This window comes from Polymorphospora rubra, assembly GCF_018324255.1.
GTDB classification, from domain to species: Bacteria; Actinomycetota; Actinomycetes; order Mycobacteriales; family Micromonosporaceae; genus Polymorphospora; species Polymorphospora rubra.
Window position 1 is genome coordinate 7,940,729 of sequence record NZ_AP023359.1, and the last position, 18,844, is coordinate 7,959,572.

At 72.7% G+C, this 18,844-nt stretch carries 15 protein-coding genes and 1 pseudogene; 5 read left to right on the forward strand and 11 right to left on the reverse strand.

The features are described 5' to 3' along the window. The first annotated feature begins 32 nt into the window (after positions 1-32). On the forward strand, positions 33-545 hold the full coding sequence (locus tag Prubr_RS34785; protein WP_212819766.1) for an NUDIX domain-containing protein: 513 nt from the start codon (positions 33-35) through the stop codon (positions 543-545). Between the two features lie 253 nt (positions 546-798). Continuing rightward, entirely contained in the window at positions 799-3,660 is a 2,862-nt protein-coding gene (locus tag Prubr_RS34790) for an AfsR/SARP family transcriptional regulator (RefSeq protein ID WP_212819768.1), read from the forward strand. Positions 3,661-3,672: 12 nt separating this feature from the next. On the opposite strand, the gene surE is transcribed toward Prubr_RS34790, so the two are convergent. The 3 genes from surE to Prubr_RS34805 are packed head-to-tail and all read right to left on the reverse strand — an operon-like array spanning position 3,673 to position 6,401. Beyond that, positions 3,673-4,500, reverse strand: coding sequence for a 5'/3'-nucleotidase SurE (surE, locus tag Prubr_RS34795; RefSeq protein WP_212819771.1), 828 nt, complete (start codon positions 4,498-4,500; stop codon positions 3,673-3,675). Positions 4,501-4,509: 9 nt separating this feature from the next. Then, entirely contained in the window at positions 4,510-5,436 is a 927-nt protein-coding gene (locus tag Prubr_RS34800; protein WP_246568075.1) for a 1-phosphofructokinase family hexose kinase, read from the reverse strand. Between the two features lie 44 nt (positions 5,437-5,480). Beyond that, positions 5,481-6,401 carry a PfkB family carbohydrate kinase gene (locus tag Prubr_RS34805; RefSeq protein WP_212819773.1) on the reverse strand — a complete coding sequence of 307 codons (921 nt, stop codon included), beginning with the start codon at positions 6,399-6,401 and terminating at the stop codon, positions 5,481-5,483. 94 nt (positions 6,402-6,495) lie between these two features. Here Prubr_RS34805 and Prubr_RS37520 point away from each other — a divergent pair, with 94 nt between their 5' ends. After that, a complete protein-coding gene (locus Prubr_RS37520) occupies positions 6,496-7,851 on the forward strand; it encodes a hypothetical protein (protein WP_246568077.1) in 1,356 nt (451 codons plus the stop codon). Between the two features lie 10 nt (positions 7,852-7,861). Here the strand turns inward: Prubr_RS37520 and Prubr_RS34815 are convergent, their stop codons facing one another. The 8 genes and pseudogenes from Prubr_RS34815 to Prubr_RS34850 all read right to left on the reverse strand — a co-directional run bounded on the left by Prubr_RS34815 (position 7,862) and on the right by Prubr_RS34850 (position 16,732). Further along, complete coding sequence (locus Prubr_RS34815; protein ID WP_212819775.1) at positions 7,862-8,440, reverse strand: Dps family protein; 579 nt, start codon at positions 8,438-8,440, stop codon at positions 7,862-7,864. Between the two features lie 254 nt (positions 8,441-8,694). Next, positions 8,695-10,735: pseudogene (locus Prubr_RS34820) on the reverse strand (amylo-alpha-1,6-glucosidase). Continuing rightward, on the reverse strand, positions 10,732-11,121 hold the full coding sequence (locus tag Prubr_RS34825) for an SCP2 sterol-binding domain-containing protein (RefSeq protein WP_212819777.1): 390 nt from the start codon (positions 11,119-11,121) through the stop codon (positions 10,732-10,734). The pseudogene Prubr_RS34820 and the gene Prubr_RS34825 overlap by 4 nt, the downstream one beginning before the upstream one ends. A gap of 142 nt (positions 11,122-11,263) precedes the next feature. Further along, positions 11,264-12,376, reverse strand: a complete 1,113-nt coding sequence (locus Prubr_RS34830) for an LLM class flavin-dependent oxidoreductase (RefSeq protein WP_212819779.1) — start codon at positions 12,374-12,376, stop codon at positions 11,264-11,266. A gap of 14 nt (positions 12,377-12,390) precedes the next feature. Beyond that, entirely contained in the window at positions 12,391-13,458 is a 1,068-nt protein-coding gene (locus Prubr_RS34835; protein ID WP_212819781.1) for an LLM class flavin-dependent oxidoreductase, read from the reverse strand. After that, positions 13,455-14,831, reverse strand: a complete 1,377-nt coding sequence (locus Prubr_RS34840; protein ID WP_212819783.1) for an NtaA/DmoA family FMN-dependent monooxygenase — start codon at positions 14,829-14,831, stop codon at positions 13,455-13,457. Before Prubr_RS34840 ends, Prubr_RS34835 begins: the two co-directional genes overlap by 4 nt. Before the next feature lie 38 nt (positions 14,832-14,869). Next, positions 14,870-16,054: an LLM class flavin-dependent oxidoreductase gene (locus Prubr_RS34845; RefSeq protein WP_246568079.1), complete on the reverse strand. Its 1,185-nt coding sequence runs from the start codon at positions 16,052-16,054 to the stop codon at positions 14,870-14,872. 147 nt (positions 16,055-16,201) lie between these two features. Further along, entirely contained in the window at positions 16,202-16,732 is a 531-nt protein-coding gene (locus Prubr_RS34850) for a P-loop NTPase family protein (RefSeq protein WP_212819785.1), read from the reverse strand. 150 nt (positions 16,733-16,882) lie between these two features. Between Prubr_RS34850 and Prubr_RS34855 the strand changes: the two genes are divergently transcribed. Beyond that, on the forward strand, positions 16,883-18,382 hold the full coding sequence (locus Prubr_RS34855) for an MFS transporter (protein ID WP_212819787.1): 1,500 nt from the start codon (positions 16,883-16,885) through the stop codon (positions 18,380-18,382). A 37-nt stretch (positions 18,383-18,419) separates the two neighbouring features. Further along, positions 18,420-18,833: a VOC family protein gene (locus Prubr_RS34860; RefSeq protein ID WP_212819789.1), complete on the forward strand. Its 414-nt coding sequence runs from the start codon at positions 18,420-18,422 to the stop codon at positions 18,831-18,833. Positions 18,834-18,844: the final 11 nt, after the last annotated feature.

Here is an 18,844-nt window from a genome sequence, read left to right on the forward strand (position 1 = left end):
CCCCTTGCCGGGCGTCGGTATCGTCGTGCGGCGTGACCGGTCTTCTGCACTCGCACTGCTCGTACTGCGGATCCGTCTACCCGACAGAGGCACAGTGGCCACGGGTCTGCGCGGCCTGCGCCCAGACCACCTGGCGTAACCCGCTCCCGGTCGCGGTCGCGGTCCTGCCGGTGCGGACCGCCGACGGCCTCGGCGTCGTGGTGCAGCGCCGCGACATCGAACCGGCCCGCGGCCTGCTGGCCCTGCCCGGCGGGTTCATCGAGCACGGCGAGGACTGGCGCGACGCCCTGGTCCGCGAACTGCGCGAGGAGACCGGCCTGATCGGCGCCGCCGAGACGGTACGCCCGTTCGCGGTCCACAGCGCCCCCAGCGGCGGCACCCTCCTGATCTTCGGGGTGCTGCCGCCGCAGCCGGCCGACCGGTTGCCGGCATCGGCGCCGACCGCCGAGGCGACCGAGTGGCTGGTCGTCACCGAACCGACCGAACTCGCCTTCTCCACCCACACCGAGGTCCTGGCCGACTTCCTCGCCACGCACGGCGGGTAGACCGGCGACGCACGGCGTCCCGGACACCGCGGTCCCATCCGATCCCCAGTGGATTTCCGTTGCGGGCTGGAAGTGCCTTCCGGCCGGGTGGGTAAGGCCATTCCGTCGTGAACCTGACTGCAGGTTCACTGAGATTCCGATGGAGTGCGACGAGGCGGCACTTGCACCGCTGTGATGAGATCAAACTGCCTGGGGGGGCCGACACCACCCGACCGGCGTGGGCGGCGCACGGTAACCGGGTTGGGATGATGCAATGCGGATTCAGTTCCGAGTTCTGGGCCCCCTCACCGCCGAACTGGACGGGGAACCCGTCGACCTCGGCGGCCGCCGGCCACGGATGGTCCTCGCCTCGCTGATCGCGGCACAGGGCCGGGTCCTGTCCACCGATCGTCTGGTCGAGCAGGTATGGAACGACGGGCCGCCGCCGACGACGGCCACCCTCTTCAGCTATGTCGCGGCGCTACGGCGGGCGCTGGAACCGGACCGGGCCGCCCGGACGCCGGCCCGCGTGCTGGTCCGCGAGGGTACGGGGTACGCGATCCGGGTGCCACCGGAGACGATCGACGCCGAACGGTTCACCGGGCTGGTGACCACCGGCGACCGGCAACTCGACCGCGGCGACCCGAACGGGGCGCTGGAGTCGCTGAGCGACGCCCTCGCCCTGTGGCGGGGGCAGGCGTACGGCGACTTCGTCGACGCCCCGTTCACCGTTCCCGAGGTGGCCCGGCTGGAGTCGCTGCGTGCGGTGGCCCGGGAGCAGCGGCTCGCCGCGATGCTCGCGGTCGGGGAGCACAGCACCGCGATCGGTGAACTCGAGGCGCTCGTCATCGACCATCCACTCCGGGAGCGCGGCTGGGAGCTGCTCGCGGTGGCGCTGTACCGGGCCGGCCGGCAGGGTGACGCGCTGGCGGTGCTGCGGCAGGCCCGGGAACGCCTCGCCGCGGACCTCGGCTCGGACCCCGGCCCCGGCCTGCTGCGGGTGCAGGCGGCGATCCTCAACCAGGACGAGTCGCTCGGCCAGCCGGTCGGTGACGTCGCGGCTCCCCGCCGGCACACCGGTGTGGCGTTGCCGGCGAGCCGTAACGTGTCCGCGGCACATTCCTCGTTCGTCGGCCGGGCCGCCGACCTGGCGACCCTGTCCGGCCTGCTCGCCGCGCACCGGCTGACGACCGTCACCGGGCCGGGCGGGATCGGCAAGACCAGACTCGTCCTCGAGGTCTGCCGGGAACGCGCCGACGCCGACGGCCCGTGGGTGGTGGAGCTGGCCGGCCTACGGGAGCCGACGCTGGTCGCGCAGACGGTCGCGGACACGATCGGGATTCCGGGGCACCCCAGCACGGCCGAACTGGCCACCGTGCTGGCCGAACGGGAGATGGTGCTGGTCCTCGACAACGCCGAGCACCTGCTGCCGGCGGTGGCCGAGTTGGCGCGTACGCTGCTCGGCCGGTGCCCGGGAATACGGCTGATCGTCACGACCCGCCAGCCGCTGGCGGTGGCCGGGGAGGCCGTCTTCGAGGTGCTGCCGCTGCCCTCGGAAGAGGCGGTCGAACTGCTGGTGCAGCGCATCGCGTCGGTGGTGCCCGGAACCCGGTCGGCCGGCGTCGACCGGGCGACCGCCCGCCAGGTGTGCCGGGAACTCGACGGTCTTCCACTGGCGATAGAACTCGCGGCGGCGCAGTCGCGCGCCCTGTCCCTGCGCGAGATCGCGTTCCAGCTCGACGACCGGTTCACGCTGCTCGACACCGGGCACGGTGACGGTCACCGGCACTCCACGCTGGAAAACACGATCGGGTGGAGCTACAACCTGCTGACCGAGGCCGAGCAGTGCCTGTTCCGGCAGCTCAGTGTCTTCGACGGCGGGTTCGACCTGGACGCCGTACGGCTGGTCGGCGCCGATCCGCGGGTTCCGCAGGTGGTGCCGGCCCTGATCGGCCTGGTCCGCAAGTCGCTGGTCACCTCCGACACCGAGACGGTTCCGCGCCGCTACCGGATGCTGGAGTCGGTACGGCTCTACGCGGCGACGTTGCTGCGCGACGGCGAACTGCGCGCCGCGCAGGAGCGGCACCGGAACTGGCTGCTGGGGATCGTCGAGACCGGCGAGCAGCGCCTGCCGACCGCCGACGGCGCCTCCTGGCTGATCCGGCTCGGACTCGAACGCGACAACATCCGGGCCGCCGCCGCCTCGGCGCTCGACGCCGGGGACGCCCTGTGTGCCGCCCGGATCTGCGGTGCGCTGGCCTGGTTCTGGTATCGGACCGGGCAGATCGACGAAGGGTTGCGCTGGAGTCGGCGTACGCTGGCCGCCCTGGACGACGGGTCGCCGCCGGCCGACGCCGACCAGGGCGAGTGGACGCTGGCCCGGGCCCGGCTGCTGATGGCCGTCGGCGGGGTGAGCTATCTGGCCGGCGAGCACGCCGCCGCGATCCGGGCGCTGCGGACGTCGGCCGACCTGTGCCAGCGGGTCGGGGCCCGCGACGCGCACACCACGGCCGTCATCTACCTGGCCTCGGTCACCGCGATCAGCGGCGACATCGTGTCCGCGCTCCCCCTGGCCGACCAGGCCGTCCAGTTGGCCGAGGAGGTCAACCGGCCGTGGGCCCTCGCCGAGGCGCTGACGGTACGCGCCCAGCTCAGCCGGGCCTGCACCGACCTGCCCCGGGCCCGGGCCGAACTCGCCCGGGCGAACGAAATCGCCCGCTCGTGCGGGCACCGGTGGGCGCTGATGTCGGCGGACTGGGTCGACAGCAAGGTCAGCGTGGATCTGGGCATGCCGGGGCGGGCCCGGGACACCCTGACCGCGCGGCTGCTGGAGTCCGACCCGGCGGCCGACCGGTCGAGTTGGCTGGCGACCGCCCACTCGCTGGCCGGGGCGCTGGGTCGGACCGGCCGGCCCGAGGTCGGGGCGGTCCTGCTCGGCGCCGTCGCGTCGCTCGGCACCCCGATCGGCTACTTCCCGGAACGGATGGACCCGTTCGACTCCCCCGGCGACACCGCGGCCGTACGGGCGGCACTGGACGACCGGGCCTTCGAGGCGGGTCTGGCCCGGGGCCGGCAGCTCGGCTGGGGCGAACTGGTCGAGTTGATCGGGTCGATCGCCGGCCCGGCCCGCCGGTGAACCCGGCCGGCGTCAAAGCGTCGCTGGCAGCGTGACAGCGGGATCGGGTGCGGGCGGACGTACGGCGGTGACGGCCGCGTAGCCGTCGGCGAGCCAGGCGAGGTCGCTGCCGGGCGGCGGGTGCGGCTCGGACGCTTCGACGGTGGTCCGCACGTACCCTTCGCCGGTCTCGGCGAGCGTCATCTGGACCTGCCCGAACGGGGCGAGGGTGGCCGGCCGCAGCCCGGCGATCCGGTCGGCGGGCAGGTCGGGCACGTTCAGGTTGAGTACCGTGCCGGCCGGGGCGTCGGCCAGCCAGGGCAGCAGTCCGACCGCGAGGTCGGCGGCGGCCGACCAGTTGCGGGCCTCGTCGTCGGCGGCGTCGAGGGCGGCGACGGCGGCGCCACCGGTGGCGCTGCTCGCCGCGGCCGGCGTGAGCACGTCGAGGGAGACCGCGAGCGCGGACACGCCCTGGTTGGCGGCGGTCAGGGCGGCGCCGACGGTGCCGGAGTGCAGGATCGCGTGACCGGCGTTGGCGCCCCGGTTGATGCCGGAGAGCACCAGATGCGGTGCCGGCCCGAAGACGCCGAGCCCGGCCAGCACGGTGATGTACGCCGGCGAGGCGGCGACGCCGTACGAGACGACGTCGGCCAGCCCGGGCAGGGTGGGCCGGGTGATCACCACCCGGCCCTGGTCGGTGACGGCGTTCAGCGCCGCGCTCATGCCGCTCGCCTCCTGCTGCGGCGCGGCGACGACGACCTCGTGACCGGCCGCGTGGGCGGCGTACGCCAGCCACCGGATGCCGGGCGCGGCGACGCCGTCGTCGTTGGTGATCAGGACCCGGGTCCGCACGTCCGCCATCTCCACCACCTATCCCCGGTCGAGCGGCGCCAACCGCACCCGGCCGATGAGTTCCTCGATCGTCTCCGCCCGGCCGGTGCCGAGCCCGTGCCGGGTCACGTTCAGGGCACCGGCCGCCGCACCGGTGCGTACCGCCTGTTCCAGGTCGCCGCCGCGGGCCAGGACGGCCGCGACCCCGGCGCTCATCGAGTCACCGGCACCGCGATGGTCGACGACCTGCAGGCGGGGTACGTGCACCTCGGTCACCTCGTCGTCGAGCAGCGCGAGGGCGGGGGCGTCGGCGCGGCTGACCAGGACCGTGCCGGCGCCGTCCTTGCGCAACTGGTGGGCGGCGGCCACGAGTTCGTCGACGCTGTCGTCGCCCGCCCGTCCGTCGGCGACGAGTTCCTCGTGGCTGACCTTGACGAACGCGACACCGCCGTCGAGCACCGCGGCGAGGTACGGGCCGGACAGGTCGGCGACGACGCGGCCGCCGTTGGCGGTGAGGTCGGCGGCGAGACGCCGGTAGACGTCGGGGTCGACGACGGTGGGATCGGCCGGTCCACTGAGTACGGACACCGGGGCGCGCAGCCCTTCGGCGAGGGTGACGCTGTACAGCTCGTCGATGTCGTGGCGGACCATCGGTTCGCCGGGGTGTTCGGCGATCCCGGTCCGGTTGCCGTCACGCCGGTCGTGGACGCTCCAGCCGCTGCCGGCCTGCCGGGTGACCGCCCGTACCTCGACGTTCTCGGCGGCGAGCACGGCACGCAGGACGGCGCCGACCTCGCCGCCGACGGCGACGCACAGCGTGGCCGGCACCCCCAGCGCGGCGATCATGCGGGCCTGCCAGACGCCCTGCCCGCCCGGGTGCAGGTGCAGTTCGACCGCGTCGGCCTGCTGCTCGATCGTCACGGTGAGTAGCGGCGCCGGCGCGAACACCATCACGTGTCCAGTCATCCCCGTTTACTGCCCAGCGTGAGCGGGCGGCAACCCCGCGCGGGTCACGCCGCGAGAGCGCGGCGGTCCAGGTCGGGTCGGCCGCCGGGATGCCGGACGGTGGCGCCGGCCGCGGCGACGGCGTGGCGGACGGCGTCCGGTGGCGGATCGCCGCGCAGCAGGGCGACGGTGAGCGCGGCGGTCAGCGCGTCGCCGGCACCGGTGGTGTCGACGACGTCCGCGCCGGTCAACGGGACCAGCAGGTGGCCCTCACCCCAGCGCGGGTCTTGCCAGACGGCGAGGTTTCCGGCCCTGCGCACCCCGAGGACGAGCAGCCCGGGCCCGGCGGCGAGCAGTTCGCCGGCGGCGGCACGTACCCGGTCCGGGTCGTCGGGTTCGACCCCGGTCAGCAGCTCGGTCTCGTGGTCGTCGGCCCGCAGCACGTCGGCGGCGGCGAGCAGTGCGGCGCGGTGCCCGTCGTCGGTGGGGGCGCCGTCGAGCACGACCAGCCGGCCGGCGTCGTGCCCCAGCCGGGCCGCGGCCAGCATCGCCGCGGGTGGTTGCTGCAACTGCACGAGTACGGCGTCGGCGCCGGTCAGCACGTCGGCGTGGGCCCGTACGTCCGCTTCGGTGAGCAGGACGGCGGCCGGCAGGTGTTCGACGTACCGCCAGTGGCCCCGCCCGTCGAGCAGTTCGACGATCAGCCCGGTGACGGTGTCGGGGCGGCGGGTCACGGCGGACACGTCGATGCCGTCCCGGGCGGCCTGGGCGATCAACTCGTCGGCGATACTGTCGTCGCCGGTGACCGCCAGCAGGACGGGCTCGGCGCCGAGCTGGGCCAGACCGACCGCCTGGTTCGCGCCCTTGCCGCCGAGCATCTCGCGGCGCAGCCGCGCGTCGACGGACCGGTTGGCGTCGGGCACCTCGTCGACGAGCAGCACCAGGTCCCGGGCGATCTGGCCGGCGACCGCCACCCGGGCGCTCACCGGTCCGCCACCCGCGGCGTCGAATCAGTCATCCGCATATCCGGTGCGCTACCCGGTGCCGTACCGGTCAAACAGGCGGCGGCTAGGGTGGGCCATGACCAGGCGACCCGCGCTGCTCGGACTGGCCGACAATCCCGCCCTGCCGGAGGCTCTCCTGATCCGGCTCGCCGGTGATCGAGAGGCCGCGCGGGCGCTGGCGAGACGGTCCGGGATCCTGCCGGATCCGGTCGTGGAGGTCATGCTCGGGCACCGGGACGACCGGGTTCTCTACCTCCTCGGCCCGCACCTGGTGTCGGCGGCGATGCTGGCCCGGATCGCGGACCATCCCGATCCGGCCGTCCGCGACGCCCGTGCCGGGCTCTTCCGTGACTTCACCGAGCGTGGTGTGACCACCGGCATCGACGATCTGGAGGAGGCTTACGGCCGGTCGCGGTCGACGCTGGCCGGTGATCCGGATCACCGGATCCGGGCCGCGGTCGCCGAGACCTGGTGGGACCGACCGGCGGACGTCCAGGCCGCCCTGCTCGCCGACCCGGTTCCGGCGGTACGGTCGGCCGCCGCCCGGCACCGCCGGCCCGGTGTCCCGCCGGAACTGTGGGCGGCCTGCCTCACCGACCCGGCGACCAGGGCGCATGTCGCCGCCTATGCCGACCTGACGACGGACCGTGCCATGGAACTGGCCACCGACCCGGAGCACGACGTGCGCACGGCCGTCGCACGCAACCCGACGCTGTCCGCCGAGGCGGTCACGGTGCTCACCGCCGACCCGCACCCGTTCGTGCGCGGTTCCATCTGGTTGCACCGGCTGGTCGACGAGGCGACCCGCGACCGGCTGTTGGCGCAGCTCGCTGACGAGGCGAAGGCCGGCGACATCACGGCGAACGTGGCCCTGAACTGGTCTTTCGCCGAGCCGGAGTGGCTGCTCGACGAGCCGGTGGCGACCCGGCTGGCCTATGTGGACTCTCCGCACGTCGTGTTCCGCCGGGTCCTGGCGCGGTCGCGCGACCTCCCGGCGCCCGCGTGGCGGCGCCTCGACCATGACCACGACCTGCTGGTCCGGTGGTACGCCGCGATGCGCCCCGACGCGCCGCCGGCGCTGCTCCTGCGCCTGTACCGGGATCACGGCGACGACGATCGGCAGCTGGCCAGCCTCCGCAAGCATCCGGACTTCCCCTGGGCGGCCCTGCGGGCACTCGCCGACGACCCGCAGCCACGGGTGCGGGCGCTGGCGCTGGCCGATCCTGACCTGCCGGCGGACCTGGTGGCCCGGCTCGCCGGCGACGCGGCGACCGCCGTCCGGCGGGCCGCCGCCGAGCACCACGGGCTCGACCCGACGGTGCTGGCGGCCATGCTCACCGACGAGGACGACGATGTCGTGCGGGCGGCGGCCGCGAACCCGCGGCTGCCGGTGGCCTCGATGCACCGGATCGTCGACTCCGCCGGGCTGTGATCCACGCCGGTTAGGCGCGTACGGCCGGGGTGTCGACGAGGTGTTCGGCGATGAACCAGGTCTGCAACTCACCGGTCCGGATGACGTTGGAGACCAGCAGGTCGTTGGTGCCGTCGTCGCCCATCTCCGCGACCCGGTTCGCGGCGTCGTGCGCGTCGATCAGGATCGTCTCGTGCGCCTCGAGGAGCCGGGAGAGCATGGCGGGCACCTCCTCGGCGCCGTTCGGCGGGCGCGGCACCCGGGTCATCTCCGCCACGTGCCGGGGGTCGCCCACGGCCACGCCGCCGAGCGTCTGCACCCGTTCGGCGAGCATGTCGATGAGGGCGAGTTGTTCGCCGGCGTGCTTGTCGAGCAGCAGGTGCAGTTGGTAGAAGGTGTGCCCACGCATCAGCCAGTGGTGCTTCTTGTAGAGGGAGTACAGGATCTGGCTGTCGGCGAGCAGGAGGTTCACCCGTTCGCAGGAGTACATGCGGGCGTTGTACGACAGCCCGACCGGCAACTGCCGGACGGAGCCGAACTCCTGGATCTGCCGGCCGTGCTGGTGCAGCAGGGGCTGGCTGTCCGTCGTCTGTACGGCATATTTCGTCATGCCTTGGCCTCCTGGAGATGTCGGACATCGCATGCCGGTCCCGACCGCACGGGAAGGGCCGCTGGAGCCCGGCACGCGAGCGGCCGTCTCCCGAAAGATATGTCGCACAAGGCCCGCCCGGAGATGCTTCGACGGTATCCACGGATTTGTTGATCTGAGCGCCAGGAACCTTTCCGGGCGCGGATAAGGTGTCTGGCGCCCAGATCAACCACGCGGGGTCGGCGTGGTTGGGGTCGGCGCGGAGCGGTCGCGGGTCACCGGCGTTCGAGGTTGGGTTGGCCGCGCCCGAGGGCGTCCAGCCGGCCCCACCGGCCGGGGATGTCGTGCAGCTCGATCTGCCCCATCTCCTCGGGCACCGCCGGGTCGACCACGAGGTGGTCGTCGTACGGTTCCAGGCCGAGCAGGGTACGCAGGAGGAGCAGCGGGGCGCCGGCCGACGTGGCGTGCGGGGCCTCGGCCGAGGCGTAGAGCACCGGGTACTTCGTCAGGGTCGAGTCGTAGCCGGCGAGCGCCTCGGGCAGTCGCCCGTCGAAGTACCGGGCGGCGCCGACGACCGCGGCGGCGACCCGGGCGGCCTCGTGGCGGAAGCCGTACCGGCGCAGCCCCCAGGCGATGATCGAGTTGTCGAACGGCCACACCGTGCCGGTGTGGTAGCCGATCGGGTTGTAGCGCTGCTCGGTCGTGGCCAGGGTGCGGATGCCCCAGCCGGAGAAGAGCGTCGGTCCCATCAGGTGTTGGACCACGCGCTCGGCCCGGTCCGGTTCGACGATGCCGCTCCACAGCAGGTGGCCGATGTTCGAGGTGAGCGCGTCGACCTGCTGGCCGTCGTCCAGCAGGGCGGCCGCGTAGTATCCCCGGTCCTCGATCCAGAAATCCCGGTTGAAGCGTTCCCGCAGCTCCGCCGCCTCCCGCTCCAGCCGGTCGGCGTACGCCGGGTCGCCCCAGACCCCGCGGGCCAGCCGGGCCGCGCGCACCTTTGCGTCGTAGACGTAGCCCTGCATCTCGCAGGTGGCCTGGGGTAGCCGGGGAGTCGCCCGTCGCGAAACGAGATGCCCTCGGCGGAGCACTTCCAGCTCTGGTTGACCATGCCGTCGGCGCTCTTCTGGGGGTGTACCAGAGGTAGCCGTTGCCGACGAGGTCGGCGTACCGGTCGATCCAGTCGAGTGCCTGCGTGGCCTCGAACCGCATGTCCTTGACGAGTTGCGTGTCGCCGGTCCACCGCTCGTACTCGTCGAGCAGGATGACGAACAGCGGGGTGGTGTCCCCGGCGGAGTACAGGGCGGAGTGCGGCCGCTCGTTGAACGCCACCGATTCGCCGTACCGGAGTTCCTGGAGGATCTTGCCCGGTTCCTCGCCGCGGAAGGGGTCGGTCCTGGCCCCCTGTGCGAGCGCCAGGATGTGCAGCGCGGGTGCGCAGGTCTCCGGCAGGAACGGCAGTGCCTGCATCCGGCTGAAGATCGCGTCGCGGCCGAACAGGTTCATGAACCAGGGCATCCCGGCCATCGGCATGTAGCCCCGGTAGTTCAGGCCCCGGTACCGCAGTGCGACCAGGTCGGCGACGCTTCGCTCGTACGCCTGCTCCAGCGGTTCGTAGTCGGTGCGCAGGCGAGGTGCCCCGCTCACCCAGTGGTCGAGTTCCCGGCGCACCTCGGGCCTGCTCCGCAGCACGTGGCTGGTCCGGGCACGGCGCAGATCACCGCTTCGCGCGGCGTGCAGGAGGGTGGTGACCCGCAGGTCGGTGCGCCACATGGAGTGCGGTTCGATCCGGGTGGTGAACGTCATGCCCCCCTCGTCGGTCTGGCAGGGCCGGCTGGACGTGATCAGCGTCTCCCGGACGAAGACACCCCGTTCGTAACGGATGGTCAGCACCCCGTCCCGGATCATCGTCGTGGTCTTCCGGTCCCGCCGGTTGCCGTGCTTGACGTCGAGCAGTTCGGCGAAGTCGGCCCCGACGTCGAGACGTATGGTCACGTCCATCGACTGCTTCGAGTGGTTGTGCACCGACACCTGCTCCTCGAAGGCGTCGCCTGTCCACCGTTGCCGGAACACCGAGATGTCGGTGTCGACGTAGTGCGTCGGCTGGCCGGGGGTGAGGAAGAAGCGGGACTCAAAATACTGGAGGTCGTCGATGGAAAGGGTTTGCAGGCGTTCGCCGTTGACGGTCAACCGCCAGGTGGACAGGAACCGGGTGTCGAAAAAGAACAGGCCGATCGGCGTCCGGCCGGCCGGCTCGACATCCCCCTTGTGGTCACTACTCATGAACAGATTGCCGTAGTAGATGCTGACCGTCTTCATGAACCACGCACCGATCCCGACGTCCCCAGGACAGCGGTCTCCGGAATCGGGCCGTGACTGTCGGCCCGCGGTGGCAACAACCGCCGGAACACCAGAAACAACGTGAGGTCCCCGTCCATGGCGGCGCGGTCCCGCAACGTCATCGAGATGGTGTGGTCGCGGCCGGCGAGCAGGTTCTCGAACCACTCCGCGGACATGTGTACGACACACTCGGCCGGTCGTTCCTCGGGCACGGCGGTGGCCCGGCCGCCGCCGAAGGTGACCAGCCAGTGAATGGTCGTTCCGGCCCGGTACAGGACGAACCTGATCGTCCCGTGCGCGCTCGGTGGGAGCCGCCCCATGGACGTCTCGCCCAGCGTGGCGAAGAACCGATCGACGTCGTCCACCGGTGACAACTCCTTCCGCTCGGCGCGGTGCGCTAGGCCAAGGGTCGCCGCCTCCGGGGTGGTCCGGGATCACCCGGATCAGGTGAACCGGGGGCATCGCTCGGCTGGCCGGGTGCCGTCGGCGGTGTCCGGCAGGCCGCCGCTACCGTGACCGGCGCCGCCACTCCCGGGCCAGGAGTTCGTACGAACGGACCCGGTCCGCGTGGTCGTGGGTGATGGTGGTGACCACCAACTCGTCGGCGCCGGTCGCCTCCCGCAACTGTTCGAGCCGGTCGGCGACCTCCGCCGGGTCGCCGACGAACTGCGTGTCGACACGGTCGGCGACCAGTTCCCGGTCGGCGTCGGTCCACCCGTGGGCGCGGGCCTCTTCCGGCGTCGGGAACGGGATCGCCCCCTCCCCGGTACGGATGCCGCGTACCCACAGGGCGTAGCCGGTGGCCAGCTCACGGGCGGTGTCGGTGTCCGGCGCCACGACGACGTCGGCGGAGACGCTGACGTACGGCCGTTCCAGTTCGTCCGACGGCCGGAACGCGGCCCGGTAGCCGTCGACCGCCTCCAGCACGCTGGCCGGGCTGACGTGGTAGTTGGCGGCGAACCGCAGCCCGTTCGCGCCGGCGACCTCGGCACTCTCGCCGCCGCTGCTGCCGAGGATCCAGACCTGGATCCGCGCGCCCGCACCCGGGACCGGGATCGCCGGCTCGCCGTCGGCCGACCGGTAGGTGCCGCGCAGCAGGCGCAGGAGGTCGTCGACCTGTTCGACGTAGTCCTGTGACCGGGCGCCGGGCAACTGGAGCAGCGTCCGTTGCAGGACGAAGCGGGGCGAGGCGAGCAGGTGGGCGGCGGAGAACCGGGGCGGGATCAGCAGCCCGTTCGGGGCCCGGCCGTTCACGGGGGCCGGGGTCGGCTCGGCCGGCCGGCCGCCGGACCGGCCGAGGCCCAGGTCGAGCCGGCCGGGGTGGAGGGCGTCGACCAGCCCGAACTCCTCCACTGTCGACAGTGCGGTGCGGTGGCCCATCAGCACCGCGCCCGAGCCGACCCGGATCGTCGAGGTGGCGGCGGCGGTGAGCGCGATCATGATCGCGGGCGAGGTGCCGGCGACGCCGGGGTTGAGATGGTGCTCGGCGAACCAGTACCGGGCGTACCCGAACCGTTCGGCCTGCCGCGCGAGGTCGATGCTGTTGCGCATCGCCTGCGCGGCGGTCGATCCGGACGGGATCGGAACCAGGTCGAGCACCGCCAGCGGCGTGTTGGTCATCGGGTTCTCCTCGCTCACGCGACCGGTTCGGGCCCCGGTCCCCAGCCCCACGGCGGGTCGGGGATCTCGCGGCGCAGCACCGGGGCGATGTCGGACTGGAAGAGTTCCAGCGAGGCCCGGTGCTGGGCGTCGGTGAGCCCGCCGGCGTCGGCGGGCAGGTGCAGGACGCTGTGCCCGAACCGCTCGTGGTATCTGTGCACCTTCTCGACGATCTGCTGCGGGCTGCCGATCAGGGCGGAGCTGCGGTCGACGAAGTCCTCGAGGGTGGTGAACACCGGTTGCAGTCCGAGCCGTTTCTGGAAGTCGAGCTGCCCGGCGAAGACCGGGCGGTACGCGGCGACGGCGTCCTGGGAGTTGCGGGCGGCGTAGTAGCCGGCGGTGCCGGCACCGACCGCGGCGGTGGCCGGATCGTGGCCGTACTCGGCCCACCGCCGCCGGTAGTGACCAACCAGCTCGGCGTACGGCTCGATCGGGTTGGTGACGTTCGCCGAGAAGAGCGGATCGCCGTGGCGGGCGGCGAGGTCGACCGACTCCCGGCTGGTGGCGCTGCCGTGCCAGACCCGGATCGGCCGCTGCAGCGGGCGGGGCCACACCTCGGCGTCGGTCAGGGCCGGCCGGAACCTGGGGCTGGCGGTGACCCGGTCCTCTCGCCAGATCCGCCGGAACAGTTCGTAGCTCTCGGCGTTGCGGTCCCACTGGTCGTCGGGCGTGACGTCGAACAGGTCCCGCTGGGCGGTGCCGTTGCCCTTGCCGATGATCAGTTCGAGGCGACCGCCGGAGAGGTGGTCGAGGGTCGCGTAGTCCTCGTACGCGCGTACCGGGTCGAGCAGGCTCAGCGTGGTGACGGCGGTGAACAGCCGGATGGTCGAGGTGAGCGCGGCGACGTGGCTGAGCACGACAGGCGGGGACGACGAGATGAACGGCCGCTCGTGCCGCTCCCCCACGCCGAAACCGTCGAAGCCGAGCTGCTCGGCGAACACGGCGTTGTCGAGCACCTCGCGGAACCGGTTCGTGGTCGTCTTCCGTACCCCGGTGACCGGGTCGGGGGCGTGGACGATCAGGGTGATCGCGAGGAACCTCATGACGCGATCCGCAGCGCCGTCCCGCCGGGCCGGGGTACGGCGAGACCGAGGTGGTCGCGCAGCGTCGGCCCGGTGTACTCGGTGCGGAAGACGCCGCGTTCCTGCAGCAGCGGTACGACGGTGTCGGCGAACTCGTCGAGTCCGCCGGGGGTGAGGTGCGGGACGAGGATGAAGCCGTCGCTGGCGTCGGCCTGGACGAACTCGTCCATCGTCCGGGCGACGGTCGCCGGTGAGCCGATGAAGGTCTGCCGGCCGGTGACCTCGATGATCAGTTCGCGGATCGAGAGGTTCTTCGCCGCCGCGCGCTCGCGCCACTGTTTCGCGGTGGCCAGCGGGTCGCGGTACATCCGTACGCTGGCCCGGCCGCGGGCCACCTGGTTCTCCCCCGGTTCGGGGTCGATCTCGGGCAGCGGGCCGTCGGGGTCGTAGCCGGACAGGTCGCGGTTCCACAGCTGCTCCAGGAACCGGATCGCGGTCTGGCCGCTGACCTGCCGCAGCCGGATCTCGTGGGCCAGCTCGCGCGCCTCCTCGTCGGTGTCGCCGAGCGCGAAGGTGGCCGCGGGCAGGACCAGCAGCTCCTCCGGGGTGCGGCCGTAGCGGGCGAGGCGTCCCTTGACGTCGGCGTAGAAGGCGCGGCCGGCGTCGAGGGTGCCGTGCTGGCTGAAGATCGCGTCGGCGGAGGAGGCGGCGAACTCGCGGCCGGCGTCGGAGTCACCGGCCTGGAAGATGACCGGGCGGCCCTGGGGGCCGCGCGGTACGGAGAACCGCCCGGCGATGTCGAAGTGCGCGTCGCGGTGCGCGAACGTGCCGGCCCGGGCGTCGCCGAGGAACACCCCGGACCGCCGGTCGGCGACGATCTCGTCACCCCGCCAGGAGTCGAAGAGTTCCCAGGCGGTGTGCAGGAAGCTGCGGGCCCGTTCGTACCGCTGCTCCTGCGGCAGGAAGCCGCCGCGGCGGAAGTTCTCGCCGGTGAACGCGTCCCAGGAGGTGACGACGTTCCACGCCGCCCGGCCGCCGGAGAGGTGGTCGAGGGTGGCGAACTGCCGGGCCACCTCGTACGGCTCGTTGAAGGTCGAGTTGATCGTGCCGGCCAGGCCGAGGTGTTCGGTGACCGCCGCGAGGGAGGCGAGGACGGTGAACGTGTCGGGGCGGCCGACGACGTCGAGGTCGTAGATGAGGCCGTTCTGCTCGCGGAGCCGCAGTCCCTCGGCGAGGAAGAGGAAGTCGAACCTGGCCCGTTCGGCCGTGCGGGCGAAGTGGGCGAACGAACTGAACTCGATGTGGCTGCCGGCTCTCGGGTCGCTCCACACGGTGGTGTTGTTGACCCCGGGGAAGTGTGCGGCGAGGTGGAGCTGTTTGGGCGGTCTGTCCATGGTCGGCTGGCCCTCCTGGGTCTGGCGGTGCCGGCGGTTCAGGCGGTGGCGTACCGGTTGGCGGGCCGGGGCAGGCCGAGCAGTCCGCGCAGGGTGCCGGCGGCGTACTCCCGGCGGAACGCGCCACGCCGTGACAGCTCCGGTACGAGGCTCCGGGTGACCTGTTCGAGGTCGTACGGCAGGGTGGCGGGACGCAGCCGGAAGCCGCTGAGGCCGGCCTCCTGCCACTCCTGGAGCAGGTCGGCGAGTTCGGTCGGGGTGCCGGCGAAGACCGCCGCGTCGCTCGTCCACGGGCCGCCGGCGAGTTCGTCGAGCCGGGCCTGCCGGGCCCGGGCCCGGGCGCCGGTCGCATCGAGGAACACGACAAGGTCGGCGAGGATGTGCACGCTCTGTCCCGCCCGGCCGGCGGCGGCCTGCTCGGCCCGGATCTCGGCGACGACGGCCCGGGCCCGCGCCGGATCGGCCGGGGTCACGAACCCGAGGTCGGCCGAGCGGCCGATCAGCCGGTGGGGCGGGCCGCTGTGGGCGAGCGCGGCGACGAGCGGTTGCCCCTGCGGCGGGCGGGGGGTGATCGACGGCCCCTTCACGCTGAACCAGCGGCCGGTGAAGTCGATGTGGTGCACCCGGTCCCGGTCGACGAAACGGCCGGTGGCGACGTCGCGGATCTCGGCGTCGTCCTCCCAGCTGTCCCAGAGCCGCCGGACGACCTCGACGTAGTCGGCCGCCTCGTCGAACAGCTCGCCGACCGCCGCCGCGTTCCGGAGGTCCGGCGACTCGCGCCGGCCGAAGTGGGCCGCCTCGTCGGGACGGGCCGACACCCGGACCTGTACGCCGGCCCGGCCGCCGGAGACGTAGTCGAGGGTGGCGATCGCCTTGGCGATGTGGAACGGCTCGGTGTGGGTGACCACGACGCTCGGTACCAGTCCGATGTGGCTGGTCAGCGGTGCGACCCGGGCCGCGATCAGGACCGCGTCGAGGCGGCCGCGCACCTGGTCGGTGCGGGTGTCCGGCGGCTGCGTCGGGTGGGTGGACTGGAGGCCGAGCGAGTCTTCGATGGTGACGAGGTCGAGCCGGCCGCGTTCGGCCTCGGCGACGAGGTCGGCCCAGTAGCCGGCGGTGAACAGTTCCGCCGGCCGGGCGGTCGGCTCGCGCCAGGCGGCGGGATGCCAGCCGGCGGCGTCGAGTGCCACGGCGAGATGCATCGACGGGGAGGTGTCGGGCACGGCGCAGCTCCGCTTCCTGGCTGGAAGGTGGTGACGGGCCTGGCCCGGCGGCACGGAAACCCGCCCGGTAGGCCGGGTTTGTCGGCTATCGCCGGACCCTTCAGCGAGGCTACCCCGGACCAGATGAACCTGTCTATCCCTACAGGTTTAGTGGGCTTTGAGGTCCGCCAGCCAGTCCTCGAGATCCGCCGGCCGGCGGAACAGCAGGACCGGCGGCCCGCCCGGATCGGCCTGCCACCGCCGCATCCGCCGACGCTTGCGGGCGAACGACCCGAAGTGCCACACGATGACCGACTCGGTGGAGAACACGCTGCCCAGCGACTCGTGGTTGCCGTTGCAGACCCGCTCCCGGGTCACCACCCGGCGCGCGGTCCGCCGCACCAGCCGCCACAGCGACAGCCAGCGCGGATAGTCCAGGCCGACGACGAGATCCGCACGGGCCAACGGGATGTCCAGCCAGGGCCCGTACGCCCCGTCGAGGATCCAGCGCGGCTGCCGGCAGATCGCCCCGATCCGCTGCCGCTGCACGGCGGTGGGCACCTCCACCCAGCCCGGCTCCCACGTCAGCTCGTCGACCGGGTGCCACGGCAGCCCCAGCCGCCGCGCCAGGTCTTCGGCCACGGTGGACTTTCCGGCGCCGTACACCCCGTAGACCAGGATTCTCGACGGACCAGCCACCCGGCGAGGGTATCCGGCGGGCGGCGCCGCCCGGCACCTCGCGGCCCGCCTCGCCTCGCACCGGAACTTCGGGATGATTCAACCCAGAATAGCCCGATCCCAGGCTGGTCCCTGCACGGCCGCCGCCGGATCCGTGTCTAGCATTCGCTGATGCGGACCAGCGGGGACAGGGAACAGGTTGCCGGAGAGCACGGTCTCCGGCGGGGCGTCCGGCCGCCCGCACTGGCCGGGGCGCGGGAGGTGCTGGCGATACCGGCGTTCCGCCGGTTGTGGATGGTCACCGGGCTGTGCAGCACCGCGGACTGGCTGGCGCTGGCCGCGTTCGCCGCACTGGCCGGCACCCTCGCCACCAGCAGCGCGGGGCTGAACTACGCGTTCAGCGGCGTCCTGTTCGCCAACCTCCTGCCCGGCCTGCTCTTCTCGCCGATCGCCGGACTGCTGGCCGACCGGTTCGACCGCCGGACCGTGATGGCCGTCGCCGACCTGGTCCGCTGCGCGCTACTGCTGTCGATCGCGGCCGTGAACAGCTACTGGTGGATCCTCGCCGGCGGGTTCCTCGTCCAGATGGCCACGACGATGTGGATCCCGGCGAAGGACGCCGCCCTCCCCCGCCTGCTGCGGCGGCCCGACCAGATGGCGCCGGCGGCCCAACTGGGGCTGGTCATGACGTACGGCCTCACCATCGTGGTCGCCGGCAGCCTGTTCACGCTGATCACGGGTGCCGGCACCGTCTTCGGCCTGCCGTCGCACGTACTCGACATGAACGGCCTGACCCGACTCGCGGTCGTCGTCGCGGCGCTGCTCTACCTGGCCAGCGCGGTGTCGATCGCGACCGTCCTGCCCGAACTCGCCGGGCGGCCGGTCCCGGCCGAGCCCACCGGCCGGCCCCGGGTCACCGGCAGCGGTCCGGGGCTGGGCGCGATGCTGCGTGACAGCGTCGACTACGTACGGGACACGCCCCTGGTGAGCGGTCTGCTGGTCGGCATGGCGGGTGCCCTGGCCGCCGGGGGTGTGGTCGTCGGCTCGGCGCAGCCGTACGCGTTGAGTCTGCGCGGTGGCCAGGCCGCCTTCGGCCTGTTGCTTCTCGCCGCGTTCGTCGGGCTGCTGGTCGGTGTCCTCGGCGCGCCCCGGTTGGCCCGGCGGGTGACGCACGAGCGGCTGTTCGGCATCGCGGTCGTCGGTGCCGGAGGCGTGCTGGTGCCGGTGGCGCTCTCGCCGCACCTGGCCGTCTCGTTGGCGGCCGTCGTGTTCGTGGGTGCCGGTGCCGGCACCGCTTTCCTGACCGGTGTGACGATCATCGGGTCCCGGGTCGAGGACTCGATGCGCGGTCGGGTCAACGCCCTCTATCAGTCGATGCTGAAAGTGGTCCTGGGTTGTTCGGTGGTCATCGCGCCACTGCTGGTGACCCTGGTCGGGCAGCGCCGGCTGCAACTGTGGGGCGGCGACCACCTGGTCGACGGCACCCGTCCGGTGATCCTCGGGGCCGGCCTGCTGGCCGCCCTGGCGGGCGGGCTCGCCTACCGCCGGATGCGCGCCGGCACCGGGGCGCCGGCCGCGGCGGGCGACGTGGTCGACAAGGAGGCGCGCGGCGCGGAGCCGGGCCGGTCGGCAATCGGAGAATCCGGCAACGGTGTCGGTCCCGGTCGCTAACCTACGGAAGACGGCGCCGCGACCGGAGGAGCATCCGATGAGTTCACAGCTCAACCCCTACCTCAGCTTCGCCGGCGACGCGCGGCAGGCGATGGAGTTCTACGAGCGGGTCTTCGGCGGCACGCTGGTGATGAACACCTACGGCGAGTTCGGCGCACCCGATCCGGCGACCGCCGACAAGATCATGCACGCCAAGCTGGACACCGCCGCCGGATACACGATCATGGGTGCCGACAACCCGCCGGGCGAGGAGTTCCGGCCGGGCAACAACCTCGCGGTCAGCCTCAGCGGTGACGACGCCGACGAGCTGCGCGGCTACTGGGCGAAGCTGTCCGACGGCGGGACGGTGTCGGTGCCGTTGGAGAAGCAGATGTGGGGCGACGAGTTCGGCACCTGCCAGGACCGGTTCGGCGTCACCTGGATGGTCAACATCACCCAGCCGCAGGGCTGACCGGACGCCCG